The sequence below is a fragment of the Zhengella mangrovi genome, assembly GCF_002727065.1.
GTDB lineage: Bacteria > Pseudomonadota > Alphaproteobacteria > Rhizobiales > Rhizobiaceae > Zhengella > Zhengella mangrovi.
The window spans coordinates 150,451-166,450 of the sequence record NZ_PDVP01000005.1; the positions used below are offsets into that span (position 1 = coordinate 150,451).

The window sequence follows — 16,000 nt, forward strand, 5'->3', positions numbered from 1 at the left end:
CAGGCAAAGGCATTCAGTCTTGCCCCGTCTTTCAGGGGAGGCGTGGCAGGGTGGGATCATGGCCGATGCGGTCTTCATCGCCGATGACGTGACCAAGGTCTACCAGACCGAGAGCGTCACCGTGCGTGCGCTTCGCGGCGTCGACATGACGCTCTACCAAGGCGAGATGGCCGTCCTGCTCGGTCCCTCCGGCTCCGGCAAGTCCACCCTGCTCAACATTCTCGGCGGTCTCGACACCGCCACGTCCGGCTCCGTCCTGTTCCGCGACCTGGAACTGACCCGCTGCTCGGAACGGGAACTGACCCGCTACCGCCGCGACCACGTGGGCTTCGTCTTCCAGTTCTACAATCTCATTCCGAGCCTCTCCGCCTGGGAGAACGTCGCGCTCGTCACCGAGATCGCGCGCCACCCGATGGATCCCGGCGAGGCGCTGGAAATGGTAGGCCTGAAGGACCGCCAGCGCCATTTCCCGGCGGAATTGTCAGGCGGCGAGCAGCAGCGCGTCGCCATTGCCCGCGCCATTGCCAAGCGGCCCGAAGTGCTTCTCTGCGACGAGCCGACCGGCGCGCTCGATTCCGCCACCGGCGTGAAGGTTCTCGATGCGCTCCAGCGCATCAACGGCGAACTGGGCACCACGACCGCCATCATCACCCACAATGCCGCGATCCAGGAAATGGCCCACCGCGTCTTCACCTTTCACGACGGGCGCATCGCCTCGCAGCATGTCAACGAGCGCCGGCTGGCCGCCTCGGAGGTGGTGTGGTGAGCCTTGCCATGCTCGATCGCAAGGTCGTGCGCGACCTGACGCGTCTCTGGGCCCAGGTCCTAGCCATCGCGCTCGTCATGGCCTGCGGCGTGATGACCATCGTGCTGGCCGTGGGTGCCTACCGCTCGCTCGACGAGACCCGCCACACCTATTACGACCGCTACCGCTTCGGCCACGTCTTCGCCACGGCCAACCGCGCACCCCTGTCGCTGGGCCGCGAGATCAGCCGGATCGACGGGGTCGCCTCCGTTGGCCTGCGGATCGTCGAACCGGCGGTGCTCGATATTCCCGGCATGGCCGTTCCGGCCTCGGGCATCGCCATTTCGCTTCCCGTCACCGGCGAACCGCCCGTCAATGCGCTCTACCTGCGCTCCGGGCGCCTGCCTCGCCCCGATGCGCCGCGCGAGATCGCCGTCGATGAACGCTTCGCCAAGGCGCATGGCTTCCATCCCGGGGACAGTTTCGCGGCCGTGCTGGGTGGACACAAACTGACCCTGACGATCACCGCGATCGTGCTGTCGCCGGAATATGTCTACGCCATCGGCCCCGGTGACATGGTGCCCGATGACCGGCGGTTTGCCGTGTTCTGGATGCCGCGCAAGGCGATGGAAGGCCTGTTCGACATGACCGGCGCCTTCAACGACCTGTCGCTGATCCTGTTGCGCGGAGCTTCCGAGCGGCGCGTTGTCGATGCGGTCGACCACCTGCTCGAACCCTATGGTGGCCGCGGCGCTTATGGCCGGAGTGAGCAGATATCCAACGCCTTCCTGTCGAGCGAACTGACCCAGTTGAATGCCATGGCGCGGGTCATCCCGCCGGTCTTCCTCTTCGTCTCGGCTTTCCTGGTCAACATGATCCTGTCGCGCCTCGTGGCCCTGGAGCGCGAGCAGATCGGCCTGCTGAAGGCCTGCGGCTATTCGGCGGCCGCGATCGCCTGGCACTACGCCAAGCTGGTCATCGCGATCGCCCTGATCGGCCTTGCCATTGGCGGAAGTGTCGGAAACTGGCTCGGGCACGGACTGACCCGCCTTTATGCCGACTATTTTTCCTTTCCCTTCCTGATCTTCCGCCAGAGCATCGATCTCTACGTGATGGCCGCCGCCGTTTCCGTTGCGTCGGCAATCGCAGGCGCGGCCAAGGCAATCTGGACGGCCGTGCGCCTGCCGCCCGCCGTTGCCATGCGGCCACCGGCGCCGGCCCGTTATCGCACGGTCCTCGGCGGGCGTTCCGGTGTTCCCCGCCTCATGTCTCAACTGACCACCATGGCGCTGCGCCAGATGGTGCACCGTCCGCTGCGGACCGCGCTGACCACGCTCGGCGTCTCCTTCTCCGTCGCGCTTCTGGTCACGGCCATGTTCTCCAGCGATTCCATCGACGTGATGATCGACACGATCTTCTTTCGCGCCGAGCGGGCCGATGCGCGCCTGACCTTCGGCCAGGAGGTCGCGCCGGAAGTCATCCACGACGTCGCGCGCCTGCCTGGCGTGATGCGCGCCGAGACTTTCCGCTCCGTGCCTGTCATCCTGCGCAATGCCGGCACGGAGAAGCGCGTCGCCATCACCGGCATCGCGCCGGGAACGCGCCTGTCGCAGGTCCTCGACCTTGATGGCAATCCCGTCGCCATGCCCGAAAACGGCCTGCTGCTGACCGATCGCCTGGCCCGGCAGTTGCAGGCCCGTCCGGGAACGCTGGTGTCGGTCGAACTGATTGCCCAGGGCCGCCGTGTCGTGGATGTCCCGGTCACGGCCATCGTGGAAAGCTATGTCGGCCTGTCTGCCCACATGGATCTTGCGGCGCTGGACCGTCTCGCAGGGCCGGGTCCGCGCGTCTCCGGCGCCTGGATCGATGTCGATGCGAGCCGCCTCGAAGCCCTTTACGACAAGGTCAAGGCCCTTCCGGCTCTGGGCGCGATCGCCCTGCAGAACGTCTCGCGCGACAAGTTCCGCCAGTCGATCGGCGAGAACATCCTGACCATGATGACGGTCTATATCGCCATCGCCGTCATCGTCGCCTTCGGCGTCGTCTACAATTCCGCCCGCATCCAGTTGTCGGAACGCGCCCGCGAACTGGCCAGCCTGCGTGTGCTCGGCTTCACCCGCGCGGAAGTCAGCCACGTGCTGCTGACTGAAATGGCCATCGTTGCGCTGGCCGCCCAGCCGCTCGGCTGGCTGATCGGCTATGCCTTTTCGCTGTCGGTGATCAAGGGGTTCGCCAGCGACCTGTTCCGCGTGCCCTTCGTCATCTATCCATCGACCTATGCCATCGCGAGCCTTGTCGTGCTGGCGGCCGCGGGAGTTTCGGCGCTCATCGTGCGCCGTCGCGTCAACCGCCTCGACATGATCCGCGTTCTGAAAACCCGGGAGTGACCCCATGGCCAGACACTGGCTCCGCAACATCATCATGCTGGCTGCCGTCCTGGCGATGGCCGCGGGCTTCTGGTGGGCCTTGCAGCCGCATCCGGTCGCCGTGGACATGGTGGACGTGAAGCGGGGCCCGATGACCGTCACCATCGAGGAGGATGGCGAAACCCGGGTCAAGCAGATCTACCGCATCTCCGCGCCGGTGGCCGGCAACGTGGGCCGCTCGCTGCTGGAGGTGGGAGATCCGGTCAAGGCCGGCGAAACCGTCGTCGCCACGATCAACCCGGTCACCCCGCCCATCATCGACGAGCGCACCCGGGCCGAAGCACGCGCCCGCGTCGATGCCGCCCGTGCGGCGATTGCCGTGGCCGAGGCGCAGGCCGAGAGCGCCCGCGCTGCGCTCGACCTGGCAACCTCGGAGCAGGACCGCGCCATGCGCCTGGCAAAGCAGGGCACCATCGCCGAGAGCCGACTTGAGAGCGCGCGCATCGATGTCGACGTGAAGAAGGCTGCCGTGCAGAGTGCCGAGGCCCAGGTCACCCTGCGCAAGAGCGAACTGGCCAGCGCCCGCGCCGCGTTGATCCAGCCCGGCGACCAGGTGCTCAAGGAGCCGGGCGACGACTGCTGCTACCGCATCCGTTCGCCTGCCGACGGCGTCGTCCTGTCGCTGGCCGTCAAGAGCGAGCAGGTGGTGCAGGCCGGCGTGGAACTCGCCAGCGTCGGCGATCCGTCGAAGCTCGAGGTCGTTGCCGAACTTTTGTCTTCCGACGCGACCCAGGTGCAGCCCGGCGCCCGCGCCACGATCACCGGGTGGGGCGGCGAGCCCGTGCCCGCCATCCTGCGGCGGGTCGATCCCGCCGGTTTCACCAAGGTCTCCGCGCTCGGTATCGAGGAAAAACGCGTCAACGCCATCCTCGACCTGGACAAGGCCGAACCGGCGCTGGGCCACGGCTTCCGCGTGCGCGTGGCGCTCGAGACATGGAGCGAACCGGATGTGCTGGCCGTGCCCATCGCGGCGCTGTTCCGCACCGGCGGCGACTGGACGGTCTTTGTCGTCGAGGACGGCCGTGCCCACATCCGCACCGTCACGCTCGGGCGCATGAACAACGACAGGGCGCAGGTGCTCTCCGGGCTGAAGGAAGGCGAGACTGTCATCACCTATCCAGGCGACCAGGTCGCCGACGGCGTGATGGTCGAGAAGCGGTGAGGTCAGTCGCCAGGGCGCGAAAGGCGATACGCCAGGAGTTCCGGAAAGCCTGCCGGGTCTGTTTCGGCGCCTCTGCGAAAGGTCTCAGTGGTCGGTCTCGCAAAGCCCGTGGTCGGCAAGTGTCTCGATCACGGCACAATCCGAGATGGTGTCTCCATCGCATTGCGAAAGGCGTTTCAGCTCGCGTTCCAGCCGCCTGAGCTTGGCGATCCTTCGCTGAACCTGGCCGAGGTGCCGGACGGCGATGCCGTGCGCATCGTGGCAGGGCTTGTCCGGATGCTGGCTCAACTCCAGCAGCGTCTTGATGTCCTCGATCGGGAAACCGAGTTCGCGGGAATGATGAATGAACGAAAGGCGTTGAAGCCCGGCCTTCGTATATCGGCGCTGGTTGCCCTCGGAGCGCTCCGGCGCATCGATCAGGCCCATCTGCTCATAGTAGCGGATGGTCGGGATCTTCACGCCCGTGCGCCGGGAAAGCTCCCCGATTGAAAACATGGAAACAGCCCCTTGAAGCTATAGTGACTAGAGGGATTATAACGCGTCCAAACGATCAGGCAAGGACACTGGCATGACCACTGGAACGCCCGCGACGGCAATGAAATGCGACTCGAGAGACAATGCCTGCGGCTGTTCGGGCAATCCGCGATTCGACGGGGTGGACCCGGCCTACAAGCGTATCCTGTGGGCGGTCATCGTCATCAACGCGGCCATGTTCGTCGTCGAGATGGCGGCAGGCAGGCTGGCGGGATCCCAGGCCCTGCAGGCGGATGCGCTTGACTTCCTGGGCGATGCGTTCACCTACGGTCTCAGCCTGGCGGTCATCGGGACGAGCCTGAAAACACGCTCGGCCGCCGCGCTTTTCAAGGGCGCCAGCCTGCTGGCCATGGGGCTATGGGTGTTCGGCTCCACGGCCTACCAGGTGCTCGTCTTCGGCCTGCCGAAGGCCGAGATCATGGGTGCGATCGGCGTCCTGGCCCTTGCCGCGAACGTGGCGAGCGTGCTGCTGCTGATGCGCTACAAGGACGGCGACGCCAACGTGCGTTCGGTCTGGCTCTGTTCCCGCAATGACGCGATCGGAAACGTGGCCGTCCTGGTCGCCAGCGTTGCGGTCTGGCAGACCGCATCGCCCTGGCCGGACCTCATCGTCGCCATCGTGATGGCCGGGCTGTTCCTGCGGTCCTCTCAGCTGATCCTGTTTCAGGCATGGCAGGAATATCGCAGCGGAGAGGATACGCGCGCCCTGGAAAGCCACGGGCACGACCACGCCCATTGAGCACAGCGGCGCCCGACCTGCCATGGCGGTGTGAAACCTGGCAGGGGGGCGCCATCCGCCCCATGCGGCGGCTGTCAGGGCGTCAGGTCCATCGCCTCGACGACCCGGCTGTAGGGCAGGCCGGCCGTGTCGTTCAGGCGCCGGACCTGCGCTTCGTCCTTTCCGTCAAACAGGCACATGCAGCGGCAGTCCTCAGGCGCGAAGGTCGAGCGGAGGTAGCTGATCGCATCGCCGCTGCGGGTCATGTCCGCCGCCGTCGCGATCGCGGCCTTCTGTGCCCCGGCGAGATCCTCCATGCTGATGCCCTTGAGATCGCGTTCCACCATGTAAACGGTCATCGTTTCCTCCTGTTGCTGTGTCGCCCCTTGATCGGGCCACGCAACGCGTCCGGATGGAAATGGCGATTGGATATGGCATCATAACGTGAGGTTATGCAGCCATGTGGTACCCTGTCGGCAGACTGGACTCTTCAGGATGACTGGATGGCCGGGGGACTGATCGATGGAAATGGCCCAGATCCGTTACATGCTGACCGCCGCAAGGACGCTCAACTTCACCAAGGCGGCGGAGGAGTGCTGTGTCTCGCAACCGGCCCTGACCAAGGGCATCAAGATCCTGGAGGCCGAGCTCGGTGCGGAACTCTTTCATCGCGAGGGCCGCCGGGTCCTGCTGAGCGAATTCGGCAAGTCCATGCTTCCGCACCTGCGCCAGATCCTGGAGGAAGCCGAGGCGGCCCGGTTGCTGGCGGAAAACTTCAGGCTGCTGAAGAAGGCCCCCATCCGGCTGGGTGTTCTGTCGACCGTCGGCCACATCCGCTTGGCCCGGTTCCTCGCCCGCTTCGAGAAGTCCAATCGCGGCATCGAGCTGTCGGTCAGCGAGAGCCGCGCGGCCGAACTCGCCAACAGCCTGCGGGAAGGTGACCTGGATGTCGTCATCGCTACCTGCACGCCGGACATGGCGGAGCAGTTTCGCGCGCACGACCTCTACGCCGAACGCTACATCGTCGTCTTTCCGCCGGATCACCGGCTCGGCGCCCTGAACGCCGTCAGCCTTTCCGACCTGGATGGCGAGGACTATGTCGACCGGCTGTCCTGCGAGATGCGCGAAATGGTCATGGCGATCTGTGACCAGAAGGACGTCGAACTCTACGCCCGCTTTCGCTCCGAGCGGGAAGACTGGGTCCAGGCAATGGTCTTGGCCGGCATCGGTTTTGCCTTCATGCCGGAATATTCCGTCAGCCTGCCGGGTCTCATGCAGCGGCCGCTCATCGAACCGGCCGTCGAACGCCGGATCGCCGCCCTGACGATGCCGGGCCGCAAGTTCTCGCCGGCGCTGGAGTCGTTCATGCGCGCGGCGACCGGTTTCACCTGGCCTGGATAACGGGCACCATGGATTGCCGGCGATCTGCTGTCGCCGGGCAGGCTCAAACCATCATCGGAGGATCGCATGCGGATCGCGACAGTGGGGACCGGAGGGATTGGCGGCTTCCTGACCGTCAGGCTGACCGAGGCAGGGCACCAGGTGGCAACGATTGCGCGGGGCGCGCATCTCGAGGCCATCCGTAGCGCCGGGCTGACACTGGATGGCCCGTCCGGGCGCCAGGTCGTCCGGCCCTGGATGGCGACCGATGACCCCACCGTGGTCGGCGAGGTCGACGCCATCATCTTCGGCGTCAAGGGCGACGCACTGGAGGCCGCGGCACGGTCCTGCCTGCCGATGATCGGGGAGCTGACCGTCGTTGTTCCTTTCCTGAACGGTGTCGAGGCGGCAGACCGCCTGCTTGAGATCCTCCCCGCGCAGAACGTGGCGAACGGGATGGCACAGGTGTCGACGACCATCGCGTCCCCCGGTGTCATCCGGCAGACCGGGGAGTTCAACGTCTTCGTCTTTGCCGAACGGGACAGCCGCCCCTCCGAACGCATCGATGCGCTGCGCAAGGCGATTGCCGATGCCGGGTCCACGGCACCGGTCACCGACGATATCGAACGCGACGTCTGGTCGAAATTCGTGCTGTTCTCGGCGATCTCCGGCGTCACCGCGGCCGGCCGGTGCACGATCGGGGATATCGTCGCCATCCCGGAACTGGCCAGCCTGTTCCGGCAGGCGGTTGCGGAAACCGCTGCCATCGGGCGCGCCATGGGCGTGGCGCTCGCGCCGGATATCGAGGAAAAGACATGGGCCATGGCAAGCCGTCTGCCTCCGGCCATGCGGGCCTCGACGGCCATCGACCTGGAAAAGGGCCGGCCGCTGGAGGTCGAATGGATTTCCGGTGCGGCCGTAAGGCTTGCCGCCAGGGCCGGTTTGCAAGCACCGGCCAACGGGACGCTTTATGCGCTCCTGCTCCCGCACAAGAACGGAAAGCCCTGACCTGTCCGTAACAGGACGGATTCTGCCCGGACAGTGGCGGCCATTTGTTCGGATAGGTCCGGTGCCCGAGGCCCGATGCCCGATGACACGGGCCGGAGCCCGGGTCAGAACGCCTTGAGCCGCCGCGTCGTCTCCGGGTCCATGAAACCGGCAACCGTGGCCTCCGTTTCGAGGTCCAGCGCCCGGCGGATGTCGGCCATGGCGGACTGGTTGAGCACGCGTTTCATGGCGCGCGTGGAAAGCGGCGGCAGGTGCGCCAGACGGGAGGCCATTTCCTCGGCCACCTCCATCACCACGTCGTCGCCCGTCACCCGGCTGGCCAGGCCCATCGAAAGCAGGTCGTCGGCGCCGTAGCGCTCGCCGAGGAAAAGCATCTCGCGGGCTTTCGCCAGGCCCACCATGGCCGGCAGCATGGAGGTCACCGCGCCGGTCACGAACAGGTTCAGCGAGACCTCCGGGAAGAACCCCTTGGCACTCTTGCCCCAGACGGAGAAATCGCAGTTGATCGCCCATTCGAACCCGCCGCCGACGGCCCAGCCCTTGATCGCGCCGACCACCGGCTTGGCGCCGAAGACGATGGCGACCGTCGCCCGCTGGATGGCATCGACCAGGTCGCGCGCCTGTTCCGAGCTCTCCGGGTGAACGTGGTCGCGGCGGTCGTCGCCCGCGCAGAACGCCCGTCCTTCGCCGGTGAACACGATGGCCCGCGTCGCCTGATCGCCATTTGCGTCGTCGAAGGCGCGCGCCACGTCGTCGATCAGCGCCCGGTTCATCGCGTTCAGGCTGTCCGGCCGGTTGAGCGCGATGATACGCACGCCGTCATACTTGCTCATCCGGCTGTTGATCGTGGCATAGGTGAACTCGCTCATGACTGGCTCCTGATCACGCGTTTGGTCTTGCCTTCGGTTACGGGAAAATGGCCGGGCGGAACGAGGGTCACCCGCGCGCTGGCCCCGAGGATGCGCTTGATGGCGTCTTCCACCGACCGCGCCAGTTGCTGCCCGTCGGCGACGTCGGCACCCTGCCTGATCTCTGCCTGCACCGGCAGGTGGTCATAGGGCGGCGGCGTGTCCAGAACGATCCGGTAATCGCCGGAAAGCTCGGAAAATCCGCCGACGACGGCCGCCACCATGGTGGGGAACATGTTGAGGCCGCGCACCACCACCATGTCGTCGGACCGGCCGACGACGCGGAAACGGAAGCCGTGCCGGCCGCAGGCACACGGCGCGGTCTCGTCCACGGCGATGATGTCGCCGGTGCGGAAGCGCACAAGTGGTTGGCATTCCTTCAGCAGGTGGGTGAGCACCAGTTCGCCCTCGACGCCCGGCTCGAAGGCCAGCGCCGCGCCGCTTTCCGGCTCGATGATCTCGGGAAACAGGATGTCCGAGGCCAGGAAATGCAGCCGCGTGTCGTGGGCGCACTGCGCCGCGAAATTCGACAGCACGTCTGAAACGCCGTAGTTGGCATTGCGCGCGGCCATGCCCCACGTGTCCTCGATCCGCTTGCGATAGGCCGGGTCGTCCAGGCCCGGTTCACCGCCGAACAGGCCGAGTTCCAGCCCGAGGTCGCGCGGGTCGAGGCCCGGATGGCGCTCGCGGATCACCTTTTCCAGTACGGACGGGTAGGAGGGGGTGCAGGAAATGGCGTTGATGCCGGTCTCGCGGATGGTGCGGATCAGCAGGTCGGTCGATCCGGTTCCGAAGGGCACCACCGCCGCGCCGGTCGCCTCCAGCGTCATGTGATCCGAAACCCCGCCCATCCACATCTGGTAGTTCAGGCAATGGACGACCATGTGCGACGGCGTCAGCCCCGCGGCCCGGTGGCTGCGCCCGCCCACCTGGGCGGTCACGTGGCAGTCGAGCGCCGACAGCGCGATGTTCATCGCCTGCCCGGTCGTGCCCGAGGTGCGGTGCAGCCGGTTGACGCCTTCCAGGCCGGTGGCCAGGTAGTCGCCGAAGGGCGGATGCGCACCCTGCGACAGCCGCAACCCGGCCTTGTCGCAGAGGGGCAGGGCGCCGAGGTCGGCGAGCTTTTCCGGCGGCGCCTCGCCACCCCAGAGCGCCGCCAGGAAAGGCGATTGCGCCATCACGTGGCGGCGCTGCCTTTCCCAGGCGGACTGCTGGTGCGGCGCAAGCTCCGCCGCGCTCATCCGTTCTCCATTCTCGATCAGGCTCATGGCTCCATGCCCTTCTTCCAAAGCGTGGTCAGCGTTTCGATCACCGCGTCCTCGTCCTGCGACAGGCGCGCCAGCGCGGCATCTTCCAGCAGAAGCCATTGCACCAGATACTGGTCCACCATGCCGCCCAGCGCATAGGCCCGCCGCGTGATCTCGTCGGGGGGAAGCGCGCCCGCCTTGCGGAGCATGGCGCCCGCCACGGTGGCCGCCCATTGTGCGTTGAGGTCCTGGAAGGCCGCGCGGCATTGCGGCATCGCGTCCAGCCCGCCGGCCATGTGGCGCATCAGCCCGGCATGGGCGCGGAACAGGCGCACGTAGGCCGCCGTGGCCGCGCGCACCGGATCGTCGGCCTGCGCCGCCGAGGCCGCGTGCATCGCGTCTTTCAGGAAGGCTGCGAAGCCGGCCAGCACCGCCCCGGCGCAATCCGCCCGGTCGGCGAAATGCAAGTAGAACGTGCCGTGGGCAACGCCGGCTTCCCGGCAGATCGCCGCCACGGTGGGCACCGGTTCGCCCGGCGCCTGCATCAGCCGGCAGCAGGCGGCCGTCAGCCGGGCGCGCGTGCGCTCCGTCTTGCGCCCCTGCGTGGTGGCCGTGTCCAGCAGGGCAGCATAGGACATGTCCGCTGCTGCACCGGTGCCGCCGCGGTCCGCCGTGGGAGTGGTCTCGCGATCCCCGGATTTCGTCTGCGCCATGTGCCCTGCCATGTCGTCCTTCGCCTTCAGGAAATGAAACTGATATCAGTATCATTTATGCGCGGAAGTCAAGCGGAAGCGACGGCTGCGCCTGGCAACCGAAACGGCCGGCCGGTCCACAGCGGGCGGACCGGTGAGGGGCGGTCAGAGGATTTCGAGGATCCGTTCGGTCGGGCGGCCCAGCCGCGCGCCTTTTGCCGTCACCACGACCGGGCGGTTGAGCAGGGCAGGGTGCTCGGCCATGAAGTCGAGGATCTGGTCGTCGCTCCACGTATCGTCGCCGAGCCCGAGATCGTCGTAGGGCGAGCCCTGGCGGCGCAGCAGTGCGCGCACCGGTTCGCCCGTGGCCTTGATGATGGCGGCCAGCTCGTCACGTGTCGGCGGTGTTTTCAGGTATTCCACCACGCGCGGCGTGAGGCCCTTCTCCTGCAGCAGCGCCAGCGCCTGGCGCGACTTGGAGCAGCGCGGATTGTGATAGATCGTCACGTCCATGGCGGTCATGCCTTTCCCTGTTCGCGCGCGATCGCCCGCCAGCCGATGTCCGACCGGGTGAAGCCGTCGGCCCAACGGATGCGCGCCACCGCTTCGTAGGCCCGGTCGCGCGCCTGCGTCACGGTTGCGCCCGTGGCGGTGACGTTCAGCACGCGCCCGCCGTTGCCGACGATCCGGCCGTCCTTCTCTGCCGTGCCGGCGTGGAAGACCTTGACGCCGGGAAGCGCGTCGGCCTCGGCGAGCCCTTCGATCACGCCACCCTTTTTCGGCGTACCGGGATAGCCTTGGCCGGCCATGACGACGGTGAGCGCCACCTCGTCGCGCCAGTCGACGCTCTTTCCGGCCAGTTCGCCCCTGGCTGCGGCCATGAGCAGCGCCAGCAGGTCGCTGTCCATGCGCATCATCAGCACCTGGCATTCCGGGTCGCCGAAGCGCACGTTGTACTCGATCAGCTTCGGCCCCGCCTCGGTGATCATCAGCCCGGCATAGAGCACGCCGGTGAACGGCGTGCCGGCTTCCGCCATGCCCGCCATGGTCGGCGCGATGATGGTCTCCATCACCTGCGACACCAGCGCATCCGTCATCACCGGGGCCGGCGAATAGGCGCCCATGCCGCCGGTGTTCGGCCCGGTGTCGCCGTCGCCGACGCGCTTGTGATCCTGCGCCGTTGTCAGCGCCAGCGCGGTCGTGCCGTCGCACAGGCAGAAGAAGCTCGCTTCCTCGCCGACGAGGCACTCCTCGATGACCACCCGCGCGCCAGCCTCGCCGAAGGCACCCTCGAAACAGTCGTCGATGGCCTCGAGCGCGGCATCCACGGTTTCGGCCACCGTCACGCCCTTGCCGGCGGCCAGCCCGTCAGCCTTGATGACGATGGGCGCGCCTTGCGCCCGCACGTAGGCTTTTGCCTTGGGCGCATTGTTGAACGCCGCCCAGGCCGCCGTGGGAATGGCCTTGCGGTCGCACAGTTCCTTGGTGAATTCCTTCGAGCCTTCCAGTTGCGCCGCTTCCTTCGACGCGCCGAAGACCGGGAAGCCGGCGGCCTTGAGATCGTCGGCGAGGCCGGCCACCAGCGGCGCCTCCGGGCCGACGACCACCAGCGCGATGTCCTTGTCCTTGCAGAAGGCCGCCACCGCGCCGTGATCCGCCACGTCCAGCGTCACGCAGGTCGCTTCCGCCGCGATGCCGGGGTTGCCCGGCGCGGCATAAAGCGTGCCGAGCAGCGGCGACTGCGCCATTTTCCACGCCAGCGCGTGCTCGCGTCCGCCGGAACCGATCAGCAGCACATTCATTGGGGGTCACTCCGTTGCAAGCCTTGAGCGGGGGTTTGCCCCCGGGCTTCGCCAAGGTCAAGCGCGGCGGGCCGCAATCAACGGCATTTCGCCGCGCCAGCTTGACGCCGCGCCGCGTGCCTGTCACTCAGGCGGCATGGAAACCGTCCAGTCAAGAGACAGCCAGGGAAGGGTGTCCGACGCCCCGTCGGGTCACTGGGTCTACCGTGTCCTGCCGCGCTCCGTCTGGCCCTATGCCCAGCTTGCGCGCTGGGACCGGCCGATCGGCTGGTGGCTGCTGCTCTGGCCCTGCTGGTGGTCGGCCGCCATGGCCGCCTCCGCCGGGGCCAAGTCCATGGCGCTCCCGTCCGGCATCACCGACGCCGCGCCGGTCCTGTCCCTGCTCGGCGACGTGATGCCGTCGCCGCTGGTGCTCCTGCTCTTTCTCGTCGGGGCCGTGGCGATGCGCGGCGCCGGCTGCACCTACAATGATATCGTCGACCAGCGTATAGACGAACAGGTGGCGCGCACGCGCTCGCGCCCGCTGCCCTCCGGCCAGGTCAGCCGCAGGCAGGCCTGGGCCTTCCTCGCCGCCCAGGCGCTGATCGGCCTCGTCGTCCTGCTGCAGTTCAACGGCTTCGCCATCCTGCTCGGCGTGGCATCGCTCGCGGTCGTCGCGGTCTATCCTTTCGCCAAGCGGTTCACCAACTGGCCGCAACTCTTTCTGGGGCTTGCCTTTTCCTGGGGTGCGCTGATGGGCTGGGCGGCCGAGTTCGGCGCGTTGGCGCTGCCGCCTCTGCTGCTCTACTGCGGCGCCATCCTGTGGACCATCGGCTATGACACGATCTATGCCCACCAGGACAAGGAGGACGACGCGCTCGTCGGCGTGAAGTCCACCGCGAGGCTGTTTGGCGACCGGACCAAGCCGGCGCTGACCGCGCTCTATTCCGGGGCGCTCATCTTTTTCGCCATGGCCTTCATGCAGGCCGATGTGCCGTTCCCGGCGCTCGCCGGGCTGGTCGCGGCGGCCTTTCACATGGTCCGCCAGATCCGCGTGCTCGACATCGACGATCCCGACCAGTGCCTGAAACTGTTCAAGTCGAACAGTCACCTCGGCTGGCTGGTCTTCCTCGGGCTCATCGGCGGATCGGTCTGGGCGGCATTGTCGCCGCTCTTCTGATATCAGCTGTCATCACCGGCGCGGGTCTCAACTGCGCGCGATGATCTCCTCGCCCTCGATGACGAGGCGCAACGCGCTGTCGCCGACTTGCCGGCGCATCAGGAAACGGGCGCGCGGACGGCGCGGCGTGCGGCGCGGCCGCCGTTCCTGCACGGGTCTCGTCTTCACCGCGCCCAGGCTTTCGTCCAGCGACCGGGCGACCCCGTCGGCTTCGAACAGCAGCATCGGCAGCTTGGTCTGTTCGGACCACAGGCGCCAGTCGGCGGCAATGTCGTAGAGGTCGCCGGCCACCAGCAGCGGCACGCAGAGCGCCGGGTCCTGGTGCAGCAGTTCCAATGTCACCGTCACGTCGCCGAACTCGTCCTCGATCGCCCGCGCCGCCACGCCGCGATAGGCCTTGTAGGGCAGGGCGAGCGAGCAGGGCAGGCCGGATTTCGTCAGTACCTTGCGCACCGACACCCCGGTCGCATGGATCGTGAAGGTCACGTCGCTGTCGTCCGGAGCCGCGTAACTTGCGATCTGGGGCAACCGTGCCGGGTCCAGACGCATGTCGCGTCCCGCCCAGGCGGGCTTCGTGTTGGTCTGCATTTGACGCCTTCCTGTACAACTTCCCGGGCCGCTTTTGTGGCTCCGGCGGACCGGTTTTCCGGTCTCGTTGAAAGGCATACTAACGCCGACCTATTCGGCTCCGCTTAAAGAAGAAGGTTAAGTTTTAATAGCCAAACCACAGGGTTAGCGGTTCGTGACCCGGTGTAACGAAGTAGCAGGAAAGCTTGCGGAAATCTTTCCCGCAACCAGTGAGCAGATCGTCATATCACCTTGCCGGGATTCATGATTCCGGCCGGGTCGAACGCGCGCTTGATGCGTTGCATGAGGTCGATGCCGACCGCCGGCGCCGTCTCCAGAAGTTCCGCGCGCTTCATCTGGCCGATGCCATGTTCCGCCGAGATGGAACCGTTCATCGACCGCACCACGTCGTGCACCGCCTTGTTCATCGGGGTGTAGAGGGAAAGGAAATCCGGGTCGCCCTCGGCCGGTTCGGAAATGTTGTAATGCAGGTTGCCGTCGCCCATGTGCCCGAAGCAGACCACGCGCGCTCCCGCACTGACTGTTTTCACCGCCTCCTCGGCCACCCGGATGAACTCCGGGATGGCCGCGATCGGCACGGAGATGTCGTGCTTGATCGACGCGCCCGCCGGCTTCTGGGCGTCCGACAGCGTTTCGCGCAGCCGCCAGAAGGCCTGTGCCTGCGCCAGCGAGGCGGCGAGCACGGCGTCCTGCACCAGGCCCTGTTCGAACGCGGTTTCCAGGATCGCCTCGGTGACCGCGCGGGCATCCTCCGCCGATCGCCCGGACGAGATCTCCATCAGCACCAGCCACGCGTGATGGCCGCCCAGCGGCGCGACATTGCCGGGGATGTGGGTGACCGCAAAGTCCATCGCCATGTCGCGCACCAGTTCGAAGGCGGTCAGCCCGGTGCCGGCCTGGCCGGTCGCCAGGTTGAAGAGTGCCAGCGCCGCTTCCGGGCTCTCCAGCCCGATCCAGGCCACTTCCTGCCCCTTGGGCTGGGGAAAGAGTTTCATCACCGCCGCGGTGATGACGCCGAGCGTGCCTTCCGCGCCGACGAAGAGGTTCTTCAGGTCGTAGCCCGTGTTGTCCTTCTTCAGCTTGCGCAGGTCGTCGAGCACCTCGCCGGTCGGCAGCACCACTTCCACGCCGAGGCACAGCTCGCGCGTGTTGCCATAGGCCAGCACGCCGGTGCCGCCGGCATTGGACGACAGGTTGCCGCCGATCTGGCAGGAGCCCTGGCTGCCGAGCGACAGCGGGAACAGCAGCCCGGCCTCGTCCGCCGCGTCCTGGATGGTCTGCAGCACGGTGCCGGCCTCCACCGTGATCGTGGCGCTGGCCCGGTCCAGCTCGCGCACACGGTTCATCCGTGACAGCGACAGGATGATCGCCCTGCCGCTCTGGTCCGGCATCTGACCGCCGACGAGGCCCGTGTTGCCGCCCTGCGGAACCACCGGCGTGCCGGTTTCGCTGGCAAGCTTCAGGATGGCCGACACCTCTTCCGTGCTGCCGGGCCGGAGCACCATGGCGGCCTTGCCGCCCCACAGGCCGCGCGGCTCCTTCAGGTGCGGTGCCATGTCGGCCTCGCCGGTCAGCGCGTTGCCGGCGCCGACGATGGCGGTGAAACGGTCTTGCAGCGTGGTGTCCATGTC

Annotated in this window: 16 protein-coding genes; 7 read left to right on the forward strand and 9 right to left on the reverse strand. The window is 67.1% G+C overall.

All coding sequences use genetic code 11. The annotated features are described in order from the left end of the window. The first annotated feature begins 58 nt into the window (after positions 1-58). The 3 genes from CSC94_RS11070 to CSC94_RS11080 are packed head-to-tail and all read left to right on the forward strand — an operon-like array spanning position 59 to position 4,333. Positions 59-766, forward strand: coding sequence for an ABC transporter ATP-binding protein (locus CSC94_RS11070; protein ID WP_099306401.1), 708 nt, complete (start codon positions 59-61; stop codon positions 764-766). Next, positions 763-3,132 carry an ABC transporter permease gene (locus CSC94_RS11075; protein ID WP_342585953.1) on the forward strand — a complete coding sequence of 790 codons (2,370 nt, stop codon included), beginning with the start codon at positions 763-765 and terminating at the stop codon, positions 3,130-3,132. The genes CSC94_RS11070 and CSC94_RS11075 overlap by 4 nt, the downstream gene beginning before the upstream one ends. 4 nt (positions 3,133-3,136) lie before the next feature. Continuing rightward, a complete protein-coding gene (locus CSC94_RS11080) occupies positions 3,137-4,333 on the forward strand; it encodes an efflux RND transporter periplasmic adaptor subunit (protein WP_099306403.1) in 1,197 nt (398 codons plus the stop codon). 84 nt (positions 4,334-4,417) lie between these two features. Here the strand turns inward: CSC94_RS11080 and CSC94_RS11085 are convergent, their stop codons facing one another. Continuing rightward, positions 4,418-4,828, reverse strand: a complete 411-nt coding sequence (locus tag CSC94_RS11085; RefSeq protein WP_099306404.1) for a MerR family transcriptional regulator — start codon at positions 4,826-4,828, stop codon at positions 4,418-4,420. Positions 4,829-4,901: 73 nt separating this feature from the next. Between CSC94_RS11085 and CSC94_RS11090 the strand changes: the two genes are divergently transcribed. Continuing rightward, entirely contained in the window at positions 4,902-5,606 is a 705-nt protein-coding gene (locus CSC94_RS11090; RefSeq protein ID WP_099306405.1) for a cation efflux transmembrane domain-containing protein, read from the forward strand. A 74-nt stretch (positions 5,607-5,680) separates the two neighbouring features. Here CSC94_RS11090 and CSC94_RS11095 read toward each other — a convergent pair whose 3' ends face one another. Continuing rightward, a complete protein-coding gene (locus CSC94_RS11095; protein WP_099306406.1) occupies positions 5,681-5,944 on the reverse strand; it encodes a DUF4242 domain-containing protein in 264 nt (87 codons plus the stop codon). Between the two features lie 163 nt (positions 5,945-6,107). Here CSC94_RS11095 and CSC94_RS11100 point away from each other — a divergent pair, with 163 nt between their 5' ends. After that, positions 6,108-6,986, forward strand: a complete 879-nt coding sequence (locus tag CSC94_RS11100) for a LysR family transcriptional regulator (RefSeq protein ID WP_099306407.1) — start codon at positions 6,108-6,110, stop codon at positions 6,984-6,986. Between the two features lie 66 nt (positions 6,987-7,052). Then, entirely contained in the window at positions 7,053-7,973 is a 921-nt protein-coding gene (locus CSC94_RS11105) for a ketopantoate reductase family protein (protein WP_099306408.1), read from the forward strand. A gap of 104 nt (positions 7,974-8,077) precedes the next feature. On the opposite strand, the gene CSC94_RS11110 is transcribed toward CSC94_RS11105, so the two are convergent. The 5 genes from CSC94_RS11110 to purD form a co-directional block, all read right to left on the reverse strand. Beyond that, positions 8,078-8,842 carry an enoyl-CoA hydratase/isomerase family protein gene (locus tag CSC94_RS11110; protein WP_099306409.1) on the reverse strand — a complete coding sequence of 255 codons (765 nt, stop codon included), beginning with the start codon at positions 8,840-8,842 and terminating at the stop codon, positions 8,078-8,080. Continuing rightward, a complete protein-coding gene (locus CSC94_RS11115) occupies positions 8,839-10,149 on the reverse strand; it encodes a phenylacetate--CoA ligase family protein (RefSeq protein ID WP_099306410.1) in 1,311 nt (436 codons plus the stop codon). The genes CSC94_RS11110 and CSC94_RS11115 overlap by 4 nt, the downstream gene beginning before the upstream one ends. Next, positions 10,146-10,853 carry a TetR/AcrR family transcriptional regulator gene (locus CSC94_RS11120; RefSeq protein ID WP_099306411.1) on the reverse strand — a complete coding sequence of 236 codons (708 nt, stop codon included), beginning with the start codon at positions 10,851-10,853 and terminating at the stop codon, positions 10,146-10,148. Before CSC94_RS11120 ends, CSC94_RS11115 begins: the two co-directional genes overlap by 4 nt. Before the next feature lie 132 nt (positions 10,854-10,985). Next, positions 10,986-11,342 (reverse strand): arsenate reductase (glutaredoxin), encoded by a 357-nt coding sequence (gene arsC, locus CSC94_RS11125; protein WP_245408324.1) that lies wholly within the window; start codon positions 11,340-11,342, stop codon positions 10,986-10,988. After that, positions 11,339-12,622, reverse strand: a complete 1,284-nt coding sequence (gene purD / locus CSC94_RS11130; RefSeq protein WP_099306412.1) for a phosphoribosylamine--glycine ligase — start codon at positions 12,620-12,622, stop codon at positions 11,339-11,341. The genes arsC and purD overlap by 4 nt, the downstream gene beginning before the upstream one ends. Positions 12,623-12,758: 136 nt before the next feature. Between purD and ubiA the strand changes: the two genes are divergently transcribed. Next, on the forward strand, positions 12,759-13,781 hold the full coding sequence (ubiA, locus tag CSC94_RS11135; RefSeq protein WP_099306413.1) for a 4-hydroxybenzoate octaprenyltransferase: 1,023 nt from the start codon (positions 12,759-12,761) through the stop codon (positions 13,779-13,781). Positions 13,782-13,808: 27 nt separating this feature from the next. Here ubiA and CSC94_RS11140 read toward each other — a convergent pair whose 3' ends face one another. Both CSC94_RS11140 and CSC94_RS11145 read right to left on the reverse strand, forming a co-directional pair. Beyond that, complete coding sequence (locus tag CSC94_RS11140) at positions 13,809-14,369, reverse strand: DUF6101 family protein (RefSeq protein ID WP_099306414.1); 561 nt, start codon at positions 14,367-14,369, stop codon at positions 13,809-13,811. A gap of 221 nt (positions 14,370-14,590) precedes the next feature. Then, the gene (locus CSC94_RS11145; protein WP_099306415.1) at positions 14,591-15,997 is read right to left on the reverse strand and encodes an FAD-binding oxidoreductase; all 1,407 of its coding nucleotides are present in this window, start codon (positions 15,995-15,997) and stop codon (positions 14,591-14,593) included. Positions 15,998-16,000 lie beyond the last annotated feature (3 nt).

Coding starts and splice junctions, on each gene's coding strand:
- CSC94_RS11070 (WP_099306401.1), top strand. CDS start 59: ATGGCCGATGCGGTCTTCATCGCCGATGACGTGACCAAGGTCTACCAG.
- CSC94_RS11080 (WP_099306403.1), top strand. CDS start 3,137: ATGGCCAGACACTGGCTCCGCAACATCATCATGCTGGCTGCCGTCCTG.
- CSC94_RS11085 (WP_099306404.1), bottom strand. CDS start 4,828: ATGTTTTCAATCGGGGAGCTTTCCCGGCGCACGGGCGTGAAGATCCCG.
- CSC94_RS11090 (WP_099306405.1), top strand. CDS start 4,902: ATGACCACTGGAACGCCCGCGACGGCAATGAAATGCGACTCGAGAGAC.
- CSC94_RS11095 (WP_099306406.1), bottom strand. CDS start 5,944: ATGACCGTTTACATGGTGGAACGCGATCTCAAGGGCATCAGCATGGAG.
- CSC94_RS11100 (WP_099306407.1), top strand. CDS start 6,108: ATGGAAATGGCCCAGATCCGTTACATGCTGACCGCCGCAAGGACGCTC.
- CSC94_RS11105 (WP_099306408.1), top strand. CDS start 7,053: ATGCGGATCGCGACAGTGGGGACCGGAGGGATTGGCGGCTTCCTGACC.
- CSC94_RS11110 (WP_099306409.1), bottom strand. CDS start 8,842: ATGAGCGAGTTCACCTATGCCACGATCAACAGCCGGATGAGCAAGTAT.
- CSC94_RS11115 (WP_099306410.1), bottom strand. CDS start 10,149: ATGAGCCTGATCGAGAATGGAGAACGGATGAGCGCGGCGGAGCTTGCG.
- CSC94_RS11120 (WP_099306411.1), bottom strand. CDS start 10,853: ATGGCAGGGCACATGGCGCAGACGAAATCCGGGGATCGCGAGACCACT.
- arsC (WP_245408324.1), bottom strand. CDS start 11,342: ATGACCGCCATGGACGTGACGATCTATCACAATCCGCGCTGCTCCAAG.
- purD (WP_099306412.1), bottom strand. CDS start 12,622: ATGAATGTGCTGCTGATCGGTTCCGGCGGACGCGAGCACGCGCTGGCG.
- ubiA (WP_099306413.1), top strand. CDS start 12,759: ATGGAAACCGTCCAGTCAAGAGACAGCCAGGGAAGGGTGTCCGACGCC.
- CSC94_RS11140 (WP_099306414.1), bottom strand. CDS start 14,369: ATGCAGACCAACACGAAGCCCGCCTGGGCGGGACGCGACATGCGTCTG.
- CSC94_RS11145 (WP_099306415.1), bottom strand. CDS start 15,997: ATGGACACCACGCTGCAAGACCGTTTCACCGCCATCGTCGGCGCCGGC.